This is a genomic window from Streptomyces sp. 3-6 (assembly GCF_056323165.1).
The window spans coordinates 229,092-248,128 of the sequence record NZ_JBWHZP010000007.1; the positions used below are offsets into that span (position 1 = coordinate 229,092).

Below are 19,037 nucleotides of genomic sequence, written 5' to 3' on the forward strand. Positions count from 1 at the left end.
CGGGGAGGCCGCGGTTGCGGCGGCGGCCTCCCCTCGGGACGGGGCGTCAGAACAGGCTCAGCAGCGCCTCCGCCGGGTCGGTCAGGGTGGTGTCCCCGCCGGGGAGCGGCAGTTCGAACCAGACCGTCTTGCCGCGGGGCGTGCGGCGGGAGCCCCAGGCGGCGCTGAGCAGGCCGACGAGCTGGAGGCCGCGACCGCCCTCGTCGGTGTCCCGGGCGCGGCGTCGGCGGGGCTGGACCAGGCCGGAGTCCCAGACCTCGCAGACCAGGGTGCGGTCCAGGAGCAGGCGGAGTCTGATCTCGCCCTCGCCGTACCGCAGGGCGTTGGTGACCAGCTCGCTGACCAGGAGTTCCGTCGTGTCGACGAGGGGTTCCAGGCCCCAGCCGAGCAGCTTGGCGCGGGCGTGCTCGCGGGCGCGGCCCACGCTGCGGGGCTCCCGCGGCAGCGTCCAGTCGCCGACGGATTCGGCGGGCAGTCCCTGGACGCGGGCCATCAGCAGGGCGATGTCGTCCTCGCCGTGGTGGGTGTCGAGGGTGTTGAGCACGTGGTCGCAGACGTCCTCGAGGTTGGGCCGGGCGCCCGTGGGCGGCCCCGTCGCCGCCGGGTGGTCGCCGGTCGACGGGGACGGGTCGCTGAGGGCGCCGACGAAGGCCTGGAGGCCCTCGTCCAGGGGGTGATCGCGGCTTTCGACCAGTCCATCCGTGTAGAGCGCGAGCAGGGCGCCTTCGGGCAGTTCGACCTCCACCTCCTCGAAGGGCTCCCCGCCGACGCCGAGCGGCATGCCGGGCGGCACGTCCAGCATCAGCGCGGGCTCGCCCGGTTCCACCAGGACGGGCGGCAGGTGGCCGGCGTTGGCGAAGGTGCAGCGCCGGGTGACGGAGTCGTAGACGGCGTAGACGCAGGTCGCCAGGTACACCTCGGAGAGGTCGGCCTCCCGGGGGCGGCGAGCCGCGCGGGTGGCCTGGTGGATGCCGCCGGGCGCACCGAGGCCGCGCGCGATCTCGTCCAACTGGGAGAGCACCTCGGCCGGTTCGATGTCGAGCTGGGCCAGGGTGCGGACGGCGGTGCGCAGTTCGCCCATGGCGACGGCGGCGCGCAGGCCGCGGCCCATGACGTCGCCGACGACGAGCGCGGTGCGGTGGCCGGGGAGTTCGATGACGTCGAACCAGTCGCCGCCGACCTCGCTGGGCCGGCCGGTGGCCGCGTTGCCGGGCAGGTAACGGCAGGCGATGTCGAGGCCGGACGCCTCCGGGTCACCGGGCGGGAGCAGGGAACGCTGCAGTATCAACGCCCGTTCGTGCTCCCGCCGGTAGAGACGGGCGTTGTCGATGCAGACCGCGGCCCGCGCGGCGAGCTCCACGGCGAGGTCGCGGTCCCGGTCGCCGAACGGCTCGCTGCCCTTGGTACGGGCGAACTGCGCGAGGCCGACGACCGTGTCCTGCGCGACCATCGGCACGGCGAGGGTGGACTGCACGAGGCCGCCCTCCTCGCCGGGCACGGTCTGCGGGCGGGCGGTGCGCAGGGCGTCCGCGCAGGGCGAGTTGAAGGGGTAGTGGTGCACGGCGCCCAGCTTCACCGGTTCGCCGGCGCTGCCGAGCGGGGCGTCGGAGACGGCACTGGCGAACGCCACCCGGCGCACCTCGGCGCTGCCGTCGGCCAGCCCCTGCGGGGTCTCGTCACCGGCCAGCAGGCCCTGGTAGAGGTCGACGGTGGCCAGGTCGCAGAAGCCGGGGACGACGACGTCGAGGAGTTCCCGGGCGGTGGTCTCCAGGTCGAGGGAGTTCCCGATCCGGGCGCCCGCCTCGTTCAGGAGGGCGAGATTGCGCCGTGCCGCGGCGGCCTCGCGGGCGGCGGCGCGGCGCGCGGTGATGTCGATGCCGAGCCAGGCGATGCCGATGGGGCGACCGCTGCCGCTGTGCACGCGGTAGAGGTTGACGGACCAGTGCCGGCGGTCCTCGGCGCCGGGGACGTAGCCGGTCACGTGCATGTCGGTGATGGACTCGCCGGTCTCCAGCACCCGGCGCAGGGTGGCCTCGACCCGCTCCGCCTCACCGCGCGGCAGGTAGTCGTGGACGCCCTTGCCGCGGTGGTCGTCCGGGGTGCCGCCGAAGATGGACGCGAACCGCTGGTTGGCGCGGCGCACCCGCAGGTCGGGGTCGATCAGCACGAAGCCGAACGGAGATTGGCCGAAAATGGCCTGCGAGGCGGCGAGGTCGGTCTCGATGCTGCGCAGGGTGCGGACGTCGACCACGATGCAGACGGCGGCCTTCCGCCCGTCCTCGGTCCGGGTCGGCATGACGTAGACCTCGGCGAGCCCCTCGCGTCCGTGCTCGCCCTCGCGGTCGCCGTCCTCCGCCGTGTGCGGCAGCCGGACGGGCACCACCCCGGTCCACTCGCGGCCGTCCAGGATCTCGGCCATCTTGCGCTGGCCGTGCTCGCGCCGGGCCGGGTCGACGAACGCGGCGATCGGGTCCATGCCGACGGCGCGTTCGGCGGGGACGCCCAGAAGCTGCTCGGCGCGCAGGCTCCACTGGTCGACGAGCCCGTCGGGCCCGATGGAGAACGAGGCGACCTTGATGTAGTCGTACATGGAGCCGGGCGGGCTGCTCTGCCACATCGGGTCGCCGGACGGGGCGTCGCCGGACAGGAGGCCGTCAGCGGCCTCCGCCCTCGCGCCGCCCGAGGGGTCCTCGGACCCCGTCGCCTTCGCTGGTATCTCGCTCACGCGAACCGTCCCCTCCAGCTCACCGCGTCCGGCACCGGTCACCGGGGGCGGCTGCCCGCAGTATCCAGCACTACGGTGCCGCACAACACGGTGTTCACGATCACAGCTCGGTCCCACTGCTTTTCGGTCCGTGCCATGAGAACACTCCCAGTCTTCTAACCAGCGGACACGCGGTCGAACCCCCTCCGCCGCAACGGTCGCCGACGCGAACCCGCCGCTCGCCGTCGGACGGGGGCGCGTACCCCCTCCCAACGCGCCTCCGCACTCCCCGCGTACCCCCCTCACACCCCTTCGCGCCGTGACCTACCGGCCACTGCGGCGGCGGTGTGCCGTGGTCGGCCGGCCACGGTGGTGCGGCCGGTGCGACGGGGCGTCACAAGGACCTTCGGCACGACACGGCGGCTTGGGTTCCATCGGGTTCCAGGGGGTCGTCGTCGCAACACCGGGGCCCGTCATCATGGCCGGCGGGTTCGTTGCCGCGCGGGGGGCCGTACCCCCGCCATGACGGCGGGCGGGCTCCTGGCGGCACGGCGGCGGGCTGTCGGCGGCGCGGACCGCCGCGGCAGGGCGCGTGACGTCAGCACGGCGCGCGGGGTCATCACGGCACGGCGAGCTCGAACCAGATGGTCTTTCCGGTGGCGTCGCTGCCGGGCCGGGTGCCCCAGCGGCGGGAGGTGGAGGCCACCAGTTGCAGACCCCGGCCGTGCTCGTCCTCGGGCTGGGGGACGCACTCGCGCGGCAGATCCGGGAGGGTGTCGGACACCTCCACCAGCAGGACGCCGTGCGCTCCGCGCGGGCGCACCAGCCGGACGCCGATGGGGCCGGAGGCGTGGCGCAGGGCGTTGGTGACGAGTTCGCTGACCAGCAGGGCGGTGAGGTCACCGACGCCGTCCAGATCCCAGGCCCGCAGCCGGGTCCGGACCGCGGCGCGGGCGGCGCGCACGGCACCCGGCTCCGCGGGAAAGGTCCACGCGGCGCAGTCGCCCTCGATGTCGATCACGGGACTCACTTCCCGGCCATCGCGTCCGCTCTCACCCGACGTCGCACGGAATAAGGGGTCCATACCCCAATAAATGGGGCGCGTACCGTCGACGGACGTTCCGGTACGGCGGGAATGACGGTACGGCCGGAGTGACGGTACAGCGGGAATGACCGTGCGGCGGGATGACCGTGCGGCGGTGGCGCCGGCGGACGACCGGGGCCGGGACATGCGTCGGCGACGGACGGGCGGCGGCAGCGGGCGGGGCGGGGCGCGGTGACCGGTCGGGGCGGTGCCCGGTGGCCACGGCAGGTGGGGCGGGGGCGGTGCACGGTGGCTACGGCTCCGGGCGGGGCGGGCGGCGGGCCGGCGGGGCCGGGTGTGGTCGCCTCAGGTCCGGGTGGAGGCACGGCCGACGTGGGCGAGGGCCTCCCGGACGGCCGGCACGTCCGGGTCCAGCCAGTCGACGTCCCACACATCGGCGGGTGCGAGCCAGCGCAGCTCGTCGTGGTCCTGGAGGGGCGCGGGGGCGGGGGACCCCGGGCGCAGCCGTGCCGTCCACACGCGCAGCACGTGGGGCGGGCGCAGCGGCCACTCCCCCGGGACGCGCGGCCCGGCCTCGGCGTCGACGCCGAGTTCCTCGCGCAACTCCCGTACGACGGCCGCCTCACCGGTCTCCCCGGGCTCGACCTTGCCGCCCGGGAGCTCCCAGCGCCCGGCCAGCTCGGCGGGGGCGCTTCGGCGGGCGGCGAGGAGCCGCCCCTCGTGCCAGAGGGCCGCACCGGCCACCACGATCCGCTCGTCCATGGCGGCGAGCCTACGGGAGGGGCGGGGCGTCACCACCGGCCCTGGACGAGGTGGGGCCGACGCGGGACGGACGGACCCTCGGGGCCGGCCGGACCAACCCGGCGGACTCCCGTCGGCCGGAATCAGCCGGTGGAGCGGCAGGTGGGTCGACCGGTTGGTCAGTCGCCGGGGCAGCCGGTTGGCCGATCGGTGGGTCAGCCGGTTGGTCAGCCGCTGAGCCAGCCGGTCGGTCAGTCGGTGGGTCAGTCGGGCGTCCGGCCGTTCTGGCCGATGCGCTCGACCCAGTAGAGCTGCTTGTGGCCGCGCTCGTCGAGGCTGTCCGCGATCCGCTGCGCCTCGGCCCGGCTCGCGTACCGGCCCACGCGGTAGCGATTGCCGTTGTCGTCCTGGCGTACGACGAGCCAGGGAAGTGTCACCGTGCCGTCGTTCATCGCGCCCCTCCACGTCCCGCCCGCGATCCGCCCGGTAAGGGAACCGCAATCCGCATATGCCCGAGCCTACGCCTTACCTTCACGCTGCGAACACGTCTTTTTACAAAGCGGTACCCAACCAGCCAGAACGCAGGGGGCGCAGGGTGGTGAATGCGCCGTGCGCCCGGTCGACGGGTCCGGTCAGAGGCGTGCCGGACTCCGGCCGCGGTCCTCGGACGACCAGCGAGAACGACCGAATTGCTACGGCGCCCGAGGACGTGCCCGGCGCTCCGCGCGCCGGAGCGGCGGCGCACGGAGGGTGTGAACGGCGTGTCCGGGGGCTCGCACGGCCGCCTGGACCGCGCCCGGCGGGGGCGCGGGCAGCGCCAGACCGGCGGCGGGGAGCAGGTGTCAGGGCGCCGACGGTGTCTGGTGCGCCATGGGCTGTGGGGACGCCACCTGTGCAGGGCACGTGGGACGACGGGACGACGGGACCAGCTCCCCCCGACCGACTTCCCGAGGGGACGTCGGTCGGGGGAGGGGGACGCCACGGCGGAACGCACGCCGGCGGGCAGGGGGCGGGCGAGGTGAGACCCGGGGGCCGGGCGGGCCCGCCCGGCCCGCCGGGCACCGGTCGCTACCGCACCGGGAGGTGGTAGGCGGCCCGGTAGCGGTCGGCGGGGATCACCACGTCGGCCGTCTCCACGGGGCGTCCGGAGGCGTAGTAGGTGCGCTGGATGACGAGCACGACGTGGCCGGGGACACCGCCCAGCAGGACCAGCTCCTCGGCGAGGCCCGGGCGGGCACCGACCTCCTCGGTGACGTTGTCCACGATCACGTCGATGGCGCGCATGCGCTCGACCACGCCCATCCCGCCGAGCGGGCCCTCCTCGGGCAGCATCACGGGCGTCCGGCCGGTCAGGGCGAGCGGCTCCCACGAGGTCGAGAGCATCATCGGCTCCCCGGCCTCGCGGAAGAGGTACTTGGTGCGCATCACCCGCTCGCCGGGCTGGATGCCGAGCCGCTCGGCGACCGCGCCGCACACCTCGGTCTGCTCGCTGCTGGACTCCCACGTGCCGTGCACGGCCGTGTCGGACTGCTCCTGGCGGAACGGCGTGGCGCCGCGCTCGGGCCGGAAGCCGGAGCGGGCGACCCGGCGGGGCACCGGCCGCTCCCGCACGTAGGTCCCCGAGCCGGAGCGGCCCTCGACCAGCCCCTCGGCCATCAGCACCTTGCGGGCCTCCAGCGCCACCGTGTCGGAGACGCCGTACTCCTCACGGATCCTGGCTTGCGAGGGGAGCCGGGTGTGGGGCGGCAGTCGGCCGTCGACGATCTTCTTGCGGAGATCCCCCGCGACACGCAGGTACGCCGGCTGCTCACCGAAAGTCACGGGCCGCTCCCATCAGGTTGTACAGACAGCAACAGCGTGGCAACCCGCGGTTCGCACAGGCAAGCAAAGGCCAGAGAATCACCCGATGTGATGAATGACGCCCGCGGACCGCTGTACCCAGGCACTTTCTCCCCACTCCCGGCCCGCCCACACCTCGGTGCCGTCCGGCCCGGGGGTGCTCCCGGTGGCGGAGGCGTACGACGGTGACGTGGTGCTCAGCCCCAGAGCTTCGCGCGCGGTGATCGTGCTCTCCGGGTCCGGGAGGCCCATCGCCTCGATGTAGTGCTCGTCGTAGGTGTCCGCGTCCTCGGCCTCGGCGGCCCGGGCCCACGCCGTGCGGGCTTCCTCCAGGTCGGCGACGAGATCGGCCACCGGCCGCGCGGCAGCGGCGGGCCAGCTGTGCTCGCGCAGCATCCCGGTCTCCTCGTCCAGGGCTGCCGCGAGGTCCTCGGCCCACGTCCGGTACCCGGTCAGATTGTCCTCGGGTTCCCCGTCGGGCCACCGGTCCAGGGCCTGCTCGGAGACGCGTTCGGCCTCCAGGAAGGCGATCTGATCGGCGTTCAGGGTGCTCTTGTCCCGGCGCAGCGAACCGGTGAGCAGGGCCTGCGGGTCGTTGTCGCCGAACGCACAGACGATCTCGCGGTCTCCGTGACGCCAGCTCTCCCGGGAGGGTGAGAAGTGGTAGATGCCCACGTGGTCGGGCACCGTCCAGACGTCCAGGACGTAGCCATAGCGGTGGGCGTAGCACTCGGCCACCGCCCTCCGGCCGAGTTCCGCGTCCCCCGGGTAGGGACCGTCGGGAAGGCCGATCCGGGCGAAGACCTCGCCGTGGTGCTTCTCCTCGCAGGCCGCCGGGTACGACGCGTAGGGCCAGACGCCCATCCCGTCCGGTGCGGTGAAGCACTCGCCGACGCGGAGGGAGTGGACGGTGGTGTCGCGCAGCCCGTCCCGGAAGCCGTCCCACAGCGCGGCGAGGGCTCCGGTGGCGAACAGCAGCGTCCACACGGCCACCCCCACACCGGACAGTACGGACCCGGCGATCGCCATGCCCCGGCCGCCCTGCCCGCGACGCGGGATCTGCCACAGCGCGATCAGGCCGAGCACGAGCCCCACCAGCGGCAGGCAGAACAGCAGCAGACCGAACGAGAGCGACGCGACGGCGAAGCCGTTGACCGGGGCGGGCGGCCGGAGGCCCGGAGACCAGTGGGGGGTCGGGGCCCCGTAGGGGACTGGGGTCCCGTAAAGGGCCGACGTCCCGTAGGGGGCCGGTGTCCCGTAGGGGGCTGAGATCCCGTAAGGGTGTGGGGTCCCGTAGGGGGCTGAGATCCCGTAAGGGTGTGGGGTCCCGTAGGGGCCGGGCGGGCCGTACGGAGCGGGGTGGGCCGGGGCATCATCGGCCGGCGGCTCGGGTGTTCCGGGCGGGGCGAAGGAGCTCCGGACGGCAGGGGGCGGTGCAGCGCCCTCGGACGACGCGGCGTCCTCGGCCGGCGTGGGGGCGGCGGACGGCTCGGAGGCGGGGGGCGGTTCGGGGGACCCCGGCGGGGCGAACGGGCTGGGCGGGGGTGCCGGGCTGTCGCCGTGCCCGGGGCCGTCGGCTCCGGTGGGCGGGTCCGCCGGGTCGTGCGGCTGCGGTCTGGGCCCGGCGGGCGGAGGTATGGACACGGGTACCGCTCCTGGTTCGGCTGCGCTGCGGAGATGCCGGCCGACGAGCGGCTGCGCGCATCGTAGGCGGGCGGCCGGGGGCGCCGGTGCTCGGGTCCGCGCGGCGCCTTCCGGCACCACGAACACCTCGTCCCGTAAGGGCGAAAGAGGACGGACATCCGGGACCGGCCAAGGAGACGGGGACGGGGACGGGGACGGGGACGGGAAGGGGAAGGGGACGGGCAGGAAGAGCAAGGGCAGGGGACGCGCACTCAGGCCGGGACTCAAGCCGGAACGCGGGCGAGGACGAGGCCGAGCGCCGGCGCGGGAGGCACGAGAGGCACGGGCGGGGCGGGGACAGGGCGGGAGGGCGCCGACGAGGCGGTACGGGCGCGTCCCCCGCACCCGGGCCGTGGAGGACGGGGCCGTGCCGCGAGGGGCAAAGACGTCCCCCGGAGGGCAGAGACATGCCCGCGAAGGGCAGGGACGTGCTCGCGAAGGGCAGGGGCGTGCCCACCGTGGCCGCGACGTGCCCGCGCGGAGGGCACGGACGTACTGGGTATCCGGCGGCCCCGGACACAGCGGCGGAGCCATGCTCCGGAGTCGGGCTCCGGAGCATGGCTCCTTCAGGTGCGCGGGTGAGGGACCGTCAGCGCTGCATCAGAACTGCAGGGCCCAGCTGTTGAGCCGCCCGGAGTCCCACCACGCGTTGTCGCTCACGCGCAGCTTCCACGTGCCGTTGGCCGTCTCGGAGGAGGCGTCCACGGTGTACGTGGTCCGGATGTCGTCCGCGCTGCCGCCCGTGCCGTACGACTTCAGCGTGTACGCCGTACCGTCCGGCGCGATCAGCTGAACACGGAGGTCGCCGATGTAGGTGTGGCTGATGTCGACCTCGACGGACAGGTCGCTCGGCGCGTTGCCGGCGATGCCGGAGACGGTCACCGGGGACTCGACGGTGGAACGGTCGCCGATGGTGACGCCGGTGGTGTTCTCGAAGCGGTCACCGGGAGGCGGCGGCGGGGTGGTGTCGCCCTCGCCCACGTGCAGCAGGCGGTTGGGCGATCCGCTGCCCGGGTTGCCGACGACGCCGGTGGTGGCGGCGGCGGTCAGGGCCGAGGAGACCTGGGCCGGGGTGGCCGAGGGGTTGTCGGCGAGGTGCAGGGCCGCGGCGCCGGCGACGTGCGGGCTCGCCATGGAGGTGCCGGAGATGGTGCTGGTGGCGGAGTCGCTGCTGTTCCAGGCCGAGGTGATGGAGGAACCCGGCGCGAACACGTCCAGCACCGAACCGTAGTTGGAGTAGCTGGCCCGCGCGTCACTGGAGGTGGTCGCGCCGACGGTGATCGCCTCGGCCACGCGGGCCGGGGACTTGGTCGAGGCGTTGGTGGACTCGTTGCCGGCCGCGACGACGAAGGTGATGCCGGAGGCGATGGCGTTGCGGACCGCCGCGTCGAGCGCGCTGTCCGCGCCGCCGCCGAGCGACATGTTGGCGACGGCCGGCTTGACCGCGTTCTGCGCGACCCAGTCGATGCCCGCGACGACCTGGGCGGTGGTGCCCGAGCCCGAGTTGTTCAGCACCCGCACGCCGACGACCTTGGCCTTCTTGGCGACGCCGTAGGAGCTCCCCGCGACGGTGCCGGCGACGTGGGTGCCGTGGCCGTGGCCGTCCTGGGCGGTGTTGTCGTTGTCGATGGCGTCGTAGCCGTAGGAGGCGCGTCCGCCGAAGTCGCTGTGCGTGATGCGCACACCGGTGTCGATGACGTAGGCCGTGACGCCCTCACCGGCCGAGTCCGGGTAGGTGTACGAGTTGTCGAGCGGCAGGTTCTCCTGGTCGATCCGGTCCAGGCCCCAGGAGGGCGGGTTGGTCTGGGTGCCGGTGACGTGGAAGGTGCGGTTCTGGACGACCGACGCGACGGCCGGGTCGGCGGCGAGGCGCTTCGCCTCGGCCTCGGACGCCTCCACCTCGTACCCGTTGAGGGCCTTGGTGTACGTCCGCTCGATCTCGGCGCCGTGCTTCTTGGCGACGGCCCGGCCCTCCGCGGTGCCGGAGCGGGCCTCGTCCGCCTTCAGGGTCACGATGTAGCTGCCGGCGACGGCGTTCGCCGCGCCCTCGTACTGGATGCGGCCTTCGGCCGCGGCCGGGGCCGCGCCCGCGGGGAGAGCGGAGACCAGACTCACGACGAGCGCGGCGGACGCCGCGGCACCGAGGGTGGCCAGTCTTCGCCGGGGATGACGCATCACTGCCATGTGAGGGTTCCTCCTCAGTCGGTGGTGCGCGTGCTGTGGGGGGTGGTGCGGTCGATGCACGGCCCGCAGGGGTGGCGGAGGAAACCAGCCACCGACAGGAACATGTCAACAGCAGGCTTCTTCAACCGGGCATCAGCGAAAGATTGAGGGTTGCACAGGAATTGCACAAGGGCCCTGCACGAACGAAACAGCCCCGCCATGCCCCCGACACATGCGGACGGAGGTCCCCAACGGCCCCCGACCCCCGCCGAAACGGCACATCACGTCACGTCCCGACACGTCACCTGAGGGAGCTGTGGCCGGTGCGCGCAGACGCAGGGGCGGCCCTCCTGCGGTCGGTGGTGGAGCTGCGGCGGCACTCCCCCGTGGGTGCCGCCGCAGGACCGTGGTGCGTCACGCGGCCCGCTGGGCCCGCAACCGTCCGGCCACCGTGAGTGCGCCGCCGACGCGGCACGTGGCGACGAACTTCCGCGCCCGCCCGCCGGGTTCGTCCCCCATGAACGCCCTCTGAACGCCCTCGGCCGGACGGACCGCGGTCGGCCGCACGGGCGGACCGGTGTGGCGCCCGGGAGCAGTCATGTGGTCAGGCCGGCAGGTCCCCGGCAGTGGCCTCCGAGGGGGTCCGACGCGGTGCTCACATGGTCGGAGATCGGCCACGGACGTCGGTAGAGCCGTGGGACGCGATGGGACATGATGGGACGCGGGACGCGTCAACACGCCTGTGACGGGCGGGAGTAGACGAGGGAGGACGAGGGGTGGCGGGACAGGACGAGACCTCGCGGGCCGGGGGGCCCGCCCGGGAGGCCGAACTGCTCACCGAACAGTTGCGGCTCCTGCGCCGCCGCCACGGGATGACCCTGGCCACGCTGGCCAACCGGACGAGTTACAGCAAGTCCTCCTGGGGCCGCTACCTCAGCGGCAAGGCGCTGCCGCCCCGGCAGGCCGTGCACGAGTTCGCCCGGGCCGTGGGCGTCAAACCCGACCGGCTGCTGCTCATGCTGGAGATCGCCGAGCGCGCACAGCCGGACGTGCGGAGCCCGGAGGCCACCGGGTCCGAGCAGGCGGACGGACCGGGCGGGGCCGTCGAGCGCACCCGGGACGAGGCGCCGGCCCCGGAGGACGCCGGGCCCGCGGAGCCCGCCGAGCGCGTGGTGGCCGACGCCCCGCCCGCGACCGGAACAACCGGGACCTCGCCCGCCGTTCCCGTCCCCGTACCGGCGGCGGCGCAGGCGGATCCGGAACCGGCCGCCGACCGGACCGGGACGCAGGAGCCGCAGCGGCCCGCGCCCCGAGCCGCCGGCCGAAGACCCCGGCGCTGGATCCTGCTGCTCGGAGCCGCCACCGGGGTGGGCATGGTCACGGGTCTGCTCGGCGGGATGCTCATCTCCCCGCCGGTGAGCCAGAGCGAACCCCAGACGAAGGGCACCGTCGTGCGGTGCACCGGCTTCGAGTGCCGGGGCAAGGACGCCCAGCGCATGGAGTGCCACATCGGGGTGTGGACGGCCGCCGCGGAAAGGGTGGACGGCCTGTACCTCGAACTGCGCTACAGCCCCCGGTGCGGAGCCGCGTGGGCGCGCATCACCGAGGGCGAGGTCGGGGACACCGCCCGGGTCGAGGGGAAGGAGAAGCTCTCGGCCGCGCGCTCCATCTCCTACGACCGGGACACCTACTCGCCCATGATCGAAGCGCCCTACCCCGCCGCCGTACGGGCCTGCGTGGTCCCGGCCGACGGCGGCGCGGAGGTCTGCACCCCGCACGGCGGCCCCTCCCCGCTGCCCGCGGCGGTCACGGACGAGCGGAAGCCGTAGGCCAGGGCCGGGGGCGCCCGTCGAGGCCGAGCCGTAGGCCACGGGCCGGGGGTGCCTCATCAAGGCCAAGCCGTGGGCACCGGCCAGGGGGTGCCCACGGCTTGGCTAACCGTGGGCCCCGGGCCGGGGGCGCCCGTCGAGGACGATCCCGGCCGGGTCCGCGGGAGTCGCCGAGGTCGGGCTGCCCGGTGAGGATCGCGTCGCCCGCCGTCACCACACGCCCGCCCTCGGATCCTTTGCCGAAGCGGCAAGTTGCCGTGCCGGTCCCGGGACATGGCGTGAGACTGGCGGACACACCGGCAGAGCGCACCCGACCCGATGAGGAGCCCGATGAGTGCGACCGACGCGGCGGTCACCTTCTGGGACGGCGTCCACGCGGCCCGACCGCAGACCGCCTCCCCCCGCCCCAACGCCCGGCTCGTCGAAACGGCGGCGGACCTGCCGCCCGGCGACGCCCTCGACCTGGGATGCGGCAACGGCGGCGACGCCCTGTGGCTCGCGGGACGCGGCTGGCGGGTCACCGCCGTCGACCTGTCGGCCGTGGCCGTCGAGCGGCTCACCGAGCGCGCGGCGCGGGCCGGGCTGGGCGCACAACTCACCGCCCGGCGCCACGACCTGGGCCGGTCGTTCCCGGCGGGCCGCTTCGACCTCGTGACCGCCCACTACCTGCACACCCCCTACGGCCTCGACCGCGCCGCCGTCCTGCGCCGGGCCGCGCAGGCGCTGCGCCCGGGCGGCCGGCTGCTGGTCGTCGACCACGGATCGACGGCGCCCTGGTCCTGGGACCAGGACCCCGAGGCCCACTACCCCAGCCCGTCGGAGGTCGCGGAGGGTCTGGCCCTGGACCCGGCGACCTGGACGGTCGACCGCGCCGACGCGCCCCGCCGCACGGCCACCGGTCCGGACGGGAGCACCGCCGACGTCACCGACCACGTCCTGCTGGTGCGCCGCACCGGCTGACCCGGCGGCCGGCCGACCCGGTCCGCCCCGCCGACCGATCCGTTCCCGCCCCGCCGCCGGACGCCCGGTTCGCCCCGTCGGACGGCCTGCGCGCGCCGAACGCCGGACTCCACCCCCGAAGGAGACCTCCATGCCCTCGCCTCCCACCCCTCACCGCCGACGCAGGGACACCCCGCCGCCCCGGACCGCGAACACCGAGGCCGACGTCCTGCGCGGCTTCCTGGACTACCTCCGGACGTCGATGGCGGCCAAGGTCGACGGTGCCCCCGAACCAGCGGTGCGGACCGCCGCCGTCCCCTCCGGCACGAACCTGCTCGGCCTGCTGCACCACCTCACCTGGGTGGAGCGCGCGACGTTCCTCGGGGAGAAGGTCACCGACTGGCCGGCCACCTTCCGGGCCCCCGCGGAGGACGGCGTCGCCGACGTCGTCGCCCGCTACCGGGAGACCGTCGACCGGGCGAACGCCGTACTCGACGCCTGCACCGACCTCTCCGCGCCCCTCCCCGGACGCTCCTCGCCCAGCACCCGCTGGGCCCTCACCCACCTGATCGAGGAGACCGGCCGCCATGCCGGTCACGCGGACATCCTCCGCGAGCTGATCGACGGGTCGACCGGGCGCTGAGGACGGGGGCCGCCGGGCGGCGGCGCGTGCGAAGGGCGTGCCGGGCCAGGGGCGCGGGTCTGCGGCGCGTACCGCGGACGCGTGCCGGGAGCCTCACTTGAGGTAGGCGAGGACCGCGAGGACGCGTCTGTTGTCGGCCTCCGACGGGGGCAGGTCCAGCTTGGTGAAGATGTTGGACGTGTGCTTGATGACGGCCCGCTCGGTGATCACCAGCTCCTGGGCGATCGCCGCGTTCGAGCGGCCCTCGGCCATCAGGCCGAGGACCTCGCGCTCGCGCGGGGTGAGGCGGGAGAGCGGGCCGTCGCGGTGGTGGTCCTTGGCGAAGAGCTTGGCGACGACGTCGGGGTCCATCGCGGTGCCGCCCGCCGCGACGCGGCGCACCGCGTCCACGAAGCCGTCGGGGTCGAACACCCGGTCCTTGAGGAGGTAGCCGATGCCCCCGCTGCCGTCGGCGAGGAGTTCGCGGGCGTAGAGCTGCTCCACGTACTGGGAGAGGACGAGGACCGGGAGGCCGGGGAGGTGGCTGCGGGCCTCCAGGGCGGCCCGAAGCCCCTCGTCGGTGAACGACGGCGGGAGCCGGACGTCGACGACGGCGACGTCCGGCTCGTGGTCGAGGAGGGCCCGGAGCAGTCCGGGCCCGCTGTCCACCGCGGCGACCACCTCGAAGTCGTAGGACTCCAGGAGGCGGACGAGTCCGTCCCGCAGCAGGAAGAGGTCCTCGGCTAGGACAACGCGCACGGCAGCTCCATGGTGAGGGTGGTCGGTCCGCCCGGCTTGCTGTTGATGGCGAGGAGGCCGTCGAAGGCGGCCAGCCGCCGCTCGATGCCGCGCAGCCCGGTGCCGCGCGAGGGGTCGGCGCCGCCCCGGCCGTCGTCCACGACCTGACCGCGCAGGGAACCGTTCTCGTACCAGAGGTCGATCCTCACGGTGTCCGGCTCGGCGTGCTTGGCGGCGTTGGTCAGGGCCTCGGCGACCGCGAAGTACATCGCGGACTCCACGGGCGCCTCGGGGCGGCCGGGCAGGTCGGCGTTGACGGTGACGTCCAGCGGGCTGTCCAGGGCCAGCGCGCGCACCGCGTCGGCGAGGCCGCGGTCGGCGAGGACCGGCGGGTGGATGCCCCGGACGAGGTCGCGCAGTTCCGTGAGCGCGTCGGCGGAGGCCTTGCGGGTGTCGGCCAGGATGGCGCGCACCGCCTCCGGGTCCTTGCTGAGGAGCTGCTCGGCCACGCCCAGGTTCATGCCGAGGGCCACCAGGCGGGCCTGCGCCCCGTCGTGCAGGTCGCGTTCGATGCGGCGCAGTTCGGCCGCCGAGCTGCTGACGGCGTCGCTGCGGCTGTCGGTGAGGCGGCGCACGCGCTGTGCGGTGGGGCTCGGGGCGAGCAGGGTCCGGGCCAGGGAGGCGTGGGCGCGCAGCAGGGGTGGCCCGGTGACGAGGCCGGCACCGAGGACGAGGACGCCGAGCGCGGCGCAGTACCAGGCGGAGGCCAGGTCGTCGATCCGCACCCACAGGTAGTAGTTGGAACCGGCGTCGGCGATGGGGCGGTAGATCGCGGGCATCAGGAGGCCGCCGATCCCGCACACGACGAGCGACAGGGGCATCAGGGCGAGGACCACCCCGGCCACCGGGTTGACCAGCATCCAGGCCAGGTCACGCCAGGTCGCCGGGTCGGTCAGCACCCAATGGGTGCGCTGCCACTGGCCCTTGAGCCCCGGCGCGGCGGCGGGGGCCGGCAGGTACGGCTGCTCGATGGCCTGTCCGGACCAGCTCTCCGCGGTCCGGCGGGAGGTGTTGACGACGGCCCGTACGGCGACGGCGAGGGCCGGGACGAGCAGGACCCCCAGGCCGACGCCGACGAGCGAGACCGCCGTCACGAAGAGGCAGAAGAGGACGAGTTCGGCGAGCGCGAGCCCGAGTACGGGCACTCCCCTGCCGATGGCGCGCGTTCCCGCGCGGAGGTCCAGGTCAATCACGGTCGTCCCCATCCCCTCGGTGCACGGCTCCCTGCCGCGCCGACCCCTTGAGTCTTCCTCCCCGCCATGCCGTGCGCAGGGGACGTACCTGGCGTCCTCGACGGTGTACTCAGGTACACCACCGGACGCCACCGAGGTGGCTGTCCCGTGTCCGCCGCGCTGCCTTGACTGGACGCATGACGATGCGACTGCGCCGACGACGGAGACGGAGACCCCGACCGGAAACGCGCCTGGGCCGGCGAACGGAACGGCGCCTGCGCCGGCGACTGCGGCACCTGCTCCTCCCGCTGTGCGTGCCGCTGCTCCTGTCGGCCGGCTCCGCTCTCGGCCCCCCGTCCACGACGGCGGCACCCCGGACGGAGATTGGTACCGGCCCCGCACCCGCGACGGCGACACCCCCGACAGAGACCGGTGCCGTCTCCGCCTCCCGGCTCCCGGCCGCCGACGCGCCGTCGGGACTCGCCGGGGCCGTGGACGCGCTGGTGCGCCGACAGCTCGACGCGTACCGCATCCCCGGCGCGTCGGTGGTGGTCCTGGAGCACGGCCGGCCGGTCCTCACCCGGGGGTACGGCGTCGCCGACGCGGCGGCCGGGACCCCCGTCGACCCGCGGCGCACCGGGTTCTTCCTGGCATCGGACGCCAAGCTGTTCACCGCCGTCGCGGTCCTGCAGCAGGTCGAACGCGGCCGGCTCGACCTGTCGGCCGACGTCAACCGCTACCTGACGGGCTTTCAGGTCGAGGACACGTATCCAGGGCACCCCGTGACGGTACGCGATCTGCTCACCCACACGGCGGGCTTCGACAACAACATCATCGGCCGCGCGGTCACCCGGCCCGAGGACGTCCGCCCGCTCGGCGAGAGCCTGGCGGCGCACCAGCCGCGCCGGGTGCGCCCGCCGGGCGAGGTCGCCGGCTACGACAACTACGGTGTGGCGCTGGCCGGTCACCTGGTCGAGACGGTGACGGACACCCCGTTCGCCACGTACCTGGAGCGCTCGGTGCTGCGTCCGCTCGGCATGACGCGGACCAGCTTCGCACAGCCGCACTCACCCACGATCGCCGCGCACCTCGCCCGCGGCCACCGCCCGGCCGGCGGCGGTCAGCGCGCCCAGGACGGGCAGTACGGCGACTGGTCCCCGACCGGCGCCGGTGCGGTCAGCACCGCGGCCGACATGAGCCGGCTGCTGGGCGCGCTGCTTGACGGCGGCGGCCCGGTGCTGACGGCACGCTCGACCAGGGCCCTGATGACACGTCAGTTCGCCAACGACGACCGGCTGCCCGGTCTCGCTCACATCCTGGAGGAGCGCGTACGCGGCGGACAGCGCATGCTGGTCAAGGACGGCGACCTGCCCGGCTTCCACGGCAACCTGGCCCTGCTCCCGGACCGGGACGCGGCGGTGTACGTCGTCTACAACGGCGACGGCGAGAACGGCTCCGCCGCCTACGCGGGCCAGGAGGTCGTGGACCGCTTCGCCGACCACTTCGGCCGCACCGCCGGGCCCCGCCGCTCCACCTCCCGGGCCGACGTCACCCCGTACGAGGGCGAGTACCGCTCCACACGCACCAGTTCCTCGGAACTGACCCGGGTCAGCGCACTGATCGGGTCGGTCCGGGTGACCGCCGGCGAGGGCGCGACGCTCACCACGACCGGGCTCTCCCGCGACCCGACGGTGAACGAGCGGCACTGGGTGCAGCTGAGCCCGGGGCTGTTCCAGGAGAAGGGCGGCCAGGACCGGATCGCGTTCCGCGACGGGCGCCTGTCGGTCGCCTCCGACGCCTCCGTCTCCTACGAGCGGCTGCCCTGGTATCTCTCCCCGGTGCTGCACCAGCTGCTTCTCCTCGGCTCGCTGGCCTTCCTCACGCTGCCGGTACTCGCGCTGCCCGTACTCGCCCTGCTCCGTCGCCGCTCCCCGGGCGCCCCGCCCGGCGCACGCGCCGCACGGCTGCTGCTGTGGGCCACCGGTGCGCTGATCATCACGGCGGTGGTCTGCTTCCTGTTCCTGACTGCCGACCCGAACGCCCTCAACCGCACGATCCTCGTGGGCGACTCACCGCTGCTGAGGGCGGTCCCGGCACTGACCGGCGCGGCGCTGGCGACCACGGCCGCCATGGTCGTGTGCACGGTCCTGTCCTGGCGGCGCCGCTGGTGGGCGGTGACCGGGCGGCTCCACTACACGTGCAGCACGCTGGCGGCGGTGGTGTTCCTGGGGGTGTCCGCCTTGTACGGGCTGGTGGGGTGAGGCAGAGGTCCGCGCCGGCGCCCGGCGACCGCAGCAGGACGGAGGGCACTGCCCGTCCGCAACACGATGCGCCCGGACGGGCAGTGCCGGGTGGGCCGGGGGCTCACATCACCCGGCCTTCTTGCGCCGTGCCCAGTGCTGCCCGATCAGGGCGATCACGAAGGCCGCAGGGACGATGGCGACGTCCCTGATGCCGAAGAGCGGATCGGACGTCGCGAAGCGCACGATCAGCAGCCCCGCCTAGACACCTATCGCTACCAGGGCACTGGCCAGGAAGATGTTGGCCGGACGCAGGTGAGGAGGTGAAGGAGCCGGATCAAGGGACATCACACCGTCACGAGCCGGACCCGCTCGCCGCACAGCTTGGCCATGTCGTCAATATCGGAAGTCAGCATGACCACGGGGCGGCGCTGTCGCAGCGCGGCCTCGGCGACGGTCGCATCGATCGCGTACTGGTGTCCGTGCCACCCGGCATTCATCAGCACCTGCTCCTGGCCAGCGAGGCCTGCTTCTCCGGCAGCGCCTACTGCTTCGCTTTGGCCCGCTTCGGCACCCACGCCGACGCCGAGATCCTCACCGCCTACCTCGACCATTACCTCCCCCCGCACCGACCTCCGCTACGCCCAACCCGCAGCCCTCCCGGGGAGCGGCCTGTCCCGTATGCCGACCCCGACCGAGAACTCAGTAGTGATAGCGGGCCGCGAGGATCACGATCTCCTTGTCCGTGACCAGATAGACCAGGCGATGCTCGTCGTCGATCCGCCGCGACCAAGCACCTGGCAGGTGGTACTTGAGCGGCTCGGGCTTGCCGATTCCGGTGAAGGGGTCGCGTTTGACGTCCTCGATGAGCTTGTTGATCCGAGCGAGCATCTTGCGGTCGTTCTTGAGCCAGGAGGTGTAGTCCTCCCAGCCCTGGTCTTCGAAGACGAGCCTCACTCAGCACCCTCACTGGCCGCATCCGGCGAGTCGGGGTCGATCAGCTCTCGCTCCGACACGTTGATGTTGGCCAGGGCGTTCTCGTACGCCTTGAGCAACCGGCGAGCGTTCGCCGGCGAGCGCAGCAGGTACGAGCCCTCACGCAATGCCGCATAGTCCTCGGCCGAGACGAGCACGGCATTGCCGTGCTTGGAAACGATCTCGATGGCCTCGTGGTTGTCGTTGACCTTCTTGATCAGCGGAAAGAGAGCCTTGCGGGCTTCGCTCGCAGTTATGGACATGACCTCACCCTTTCCCGAAGTGGT

At 73.8% G+C, this 19,037-nt stretch carries 15 protein-coding genes and 2 pseudogenes; 5 read left to right on the forward strand and 12 right to left on the reverse strand.

Annotated elements, in window-relative coordinates; all coding sequences use genetic code 11:
* Positions 1-46 precede the first annotated feature (46 nt).
* The 7 genes from AC02VZ_RS12585 to AC02VZ_RS12615 all read right to left on the reverse strand — a co-directional run bounded on the left by AC02VZ_RS12585 (position 47) and on the right by AC02VZ_RS12615 (position 10,196).
* Complete coding sequence (locus tag AC02VZ_RS12585; RefSeq protein WP_476475393.1) at positions 47-2,725, reverse strand: SpoIIE family protein phosphatase; 2,679 nt, start codon at positions 2,723-2,725, stop codon at positions 47-49.
* Between the two features lie 598 nt (positions 2,726-3,323).
* Complete coding sequence (locus tag AC02VZ_RS12590; RefSeq protein WP_476475394.1) at positions 3,324-3,788, reverse strand: ATP-binding protein; 465 nt, start codon at positions 3,786-3,788, stop codon at positions 3,324-3,326.
* Positions 3,789-4,094: 306 nt separating this feature from the next.
* Positions 4,095-4,511 (reverse strand): (deoxy)nucleoside triphosphate pyrophosphohydrolase, encoded by a 417-nt coding sequence (locus AC02VZ_RS12595; RefSeq protein ID WP_432057164.1) that lies wholly within the window; start codon positions 4,509-4,511, stop codon positions 4,095-4,097.
* 242 nt (positions 4,512-4,753) lie between these two features.
* Entirely contained in the window at positions 4,754-4,942 is a 189-nt protein-coding gene (locus tag AC02VZ_RS12600) for an SPOR domain-containing protein (protein ID WP_432057165.1), read from the reverse strand.
* A gap of 616 nt (positions 4,943-5,558) precedes the next feature.
* Positions 5,559-6,311, reverse strand: a complete 753-nt coding sequence (locus tag AC02VZ_RS12605; protein ID WP_432057166.1) for a GntR family transcriptional regulator — start codon at positions 6,309-6,311, stop codon at positions 5,559-5,561.
* Positions 6,312-6,389: 78 nt separating this feature from the next.
* A complete protein-coding gene (locus AC02VZ_RS12610) occupies positions 6,390-7,424 on the reverse strand; it encodes a DUF4190 domain-containing protein (RefSeq protein WP_476475395.1) in 1,035 nt (344 codons plus the stop codon).
* 1,188 nt (positions 7,425-8,612) lie between these two features.
* The gene (locus tag AC02VZ_RS12615) at positions 8,613-10,196 is read right to left on the reverse strand and encodes a S8 family peptidase (RefSeq protein ID WP_476475396.1); all 1,584 of its coding nucleotides are present in this window, start codon (positions 10,194-10,196) and stop codon (positions 8,613-8,615) included.
* Between the two features lie 755 nt (positions 10,197-10,951).
* Here AC02VZ_RS12615 and AC02VZ_RS12620 point away from each other — a divergent pair.
* The 3 genes from AC02VZ_RS12620 to AC02VZ_RS12630 all read left to right on the forward strand — a co-directional run bounded on the left by AC02VZ_RS12620 (position 10,952) and on the right by AC02VZ_RS12630 (position 13,586).
* Entirely contained in the window at positions 10,952-12,004 is a 1,053-nt protein-coding gene (locus AC02VZ_RS12620) for a helix-turn-helix domain-containing protein (protein WP_476475397.1), read from the forward strand.
* Between the two features lie 330 nt (positions 12,005-12,334).
* Entirely contained in the window at positions 12,335-12,964 is a 630-nt protein-coding gene (locus AC02VZ_RS12625; RefSeq protein ID WP_432057170.1) for a class I SAM-dependent methyltransferase, read from the forward strand.
* A gap of 130 nt (positions 12,965-13,094) precedes the next feature.
* Positions 13,095-13,586 (forward strand): DinB family protein, encoded by a 492-nt coding sequence (locus tag AC02VZ_RS12630; protein ID WP_476475398.1) that lies wholly within the window; start codon positions 13,095-13,097, stop codon positions 13,584-13,586.
* A gap of 93 nt (positions 13,587-13,679) precedes the next feature.
* Here the strand turns inward: AC02VZ_RS12630 and AC02VZ_RS12635 are convergent, their stop codons facing one another.
* Both AC02VZ_RS12635 and AC02VZ_RS12640 read right to left on the reverse strand, forming a co-directional pair.
* Positions 13,680-14,324: a LuxR C-terminal-related transcriptional regulator gene (locus AC02VZ_RS12635; RefSeq protein WP_432057172.1), complete on the reverse strand. Its 645-nt coding sequence runs from the start codon at positions 14,322-14,324 to the stop codon at positions 13,680-13,682.
* A complete protein-coding gene (locus AC02VZ_RS12640) occupies positions 14,309-15,556 on the reverse strand; it encodes a sensor histidine kinase (RefSeq protein WP_476475399.1) in 1,248 nt (415 codons plus the stop codon). Before AC02VZ_RS12640 ends, AC02VZ_RS12635 begins: the two co-directional genes overlap by 16 nt.
* Before the next feature lie 470 nt (positions 15,557-16,026).
* Here AC02VZ_RS12640 and AC02VZ_RS12645 point away from each other — a divergent pair, with 470 nt between their 5' ends.
* Positions 16,027-17,796, forward strand: coding sequence for a serine hydrolase domain-containing protein (locus AC02VZ_RS12645; RefSeq protein ID WP_476475400.1), 1,770 nt, complete (start codon positions 16,027-16,029; stop codon positions 17,794-17,796).
* Positions 17,797-18,122: 326 nt separating this feature from the next.
* Here the strand turns inward: AC02VZ_RS12645 and AC02VZ_RS12650 are convergent.
* Positions 18,123-18,281 (reverse strand): annotated as a pseudogene (locus AC02VZ_RS12650) (DNA-binding protein); the annotation flags it as partial.
* Here AC02VZ_RS12650 and AC02VZ_RS12655 point away from each other — a divergent pair.
* Positions 18,237-18,435: pseudogene (locus tag AC02VZ_RS12655) on the forward strand (DUF6000 family protein); the annotation flags it as partial. The pseudogenes AC02VZ_RS12650 and AC02VZ_RS12655 sit on opposite strands and share 45 nt — an antisense overlap.
* 42 nt (positions 18,436-18,477) lie before the next feature.
* Here the strand turns inward: AC02VZ_RS12655 and AC02VZ_RS12660 are convergent.
* Together AC02VZ_RS12660 and AC02VZ_RS12665 are read right to left on the reverse strand one after the other, a co-directional pair.
* Positions 18,478-18,732, reverse strand: a complete 255-nt coding sequence (locus AC02VZ_RS12660; protein ID WP_009321768.1) for a Txe/YoeB family addiction module toxin — start codon at positions 18,730-18,732, stop codon at positions 18,478-18,480.
* The gene (locus AC02VZ_RS12665; RefSeq protein ID WP_111005329.1) at positions 18,729-19,013 is read right to left on the reverse strand and encodes a type II toxin-antitoxin system Phd/YefM family antitoxin; all 285 of its coding nucleotides are present in this window, start codon (positions 19,011-19,013) and stop codon (positions 18,729-18,731) included. Before AC02VZ_RS12665 ends, AC02VZ_RS12660 begins: the two co-directional genes overlap by 4 nt.
* Between the last annotated feature and the right edge of the window lie 24 nt (positions 19,014-19,037).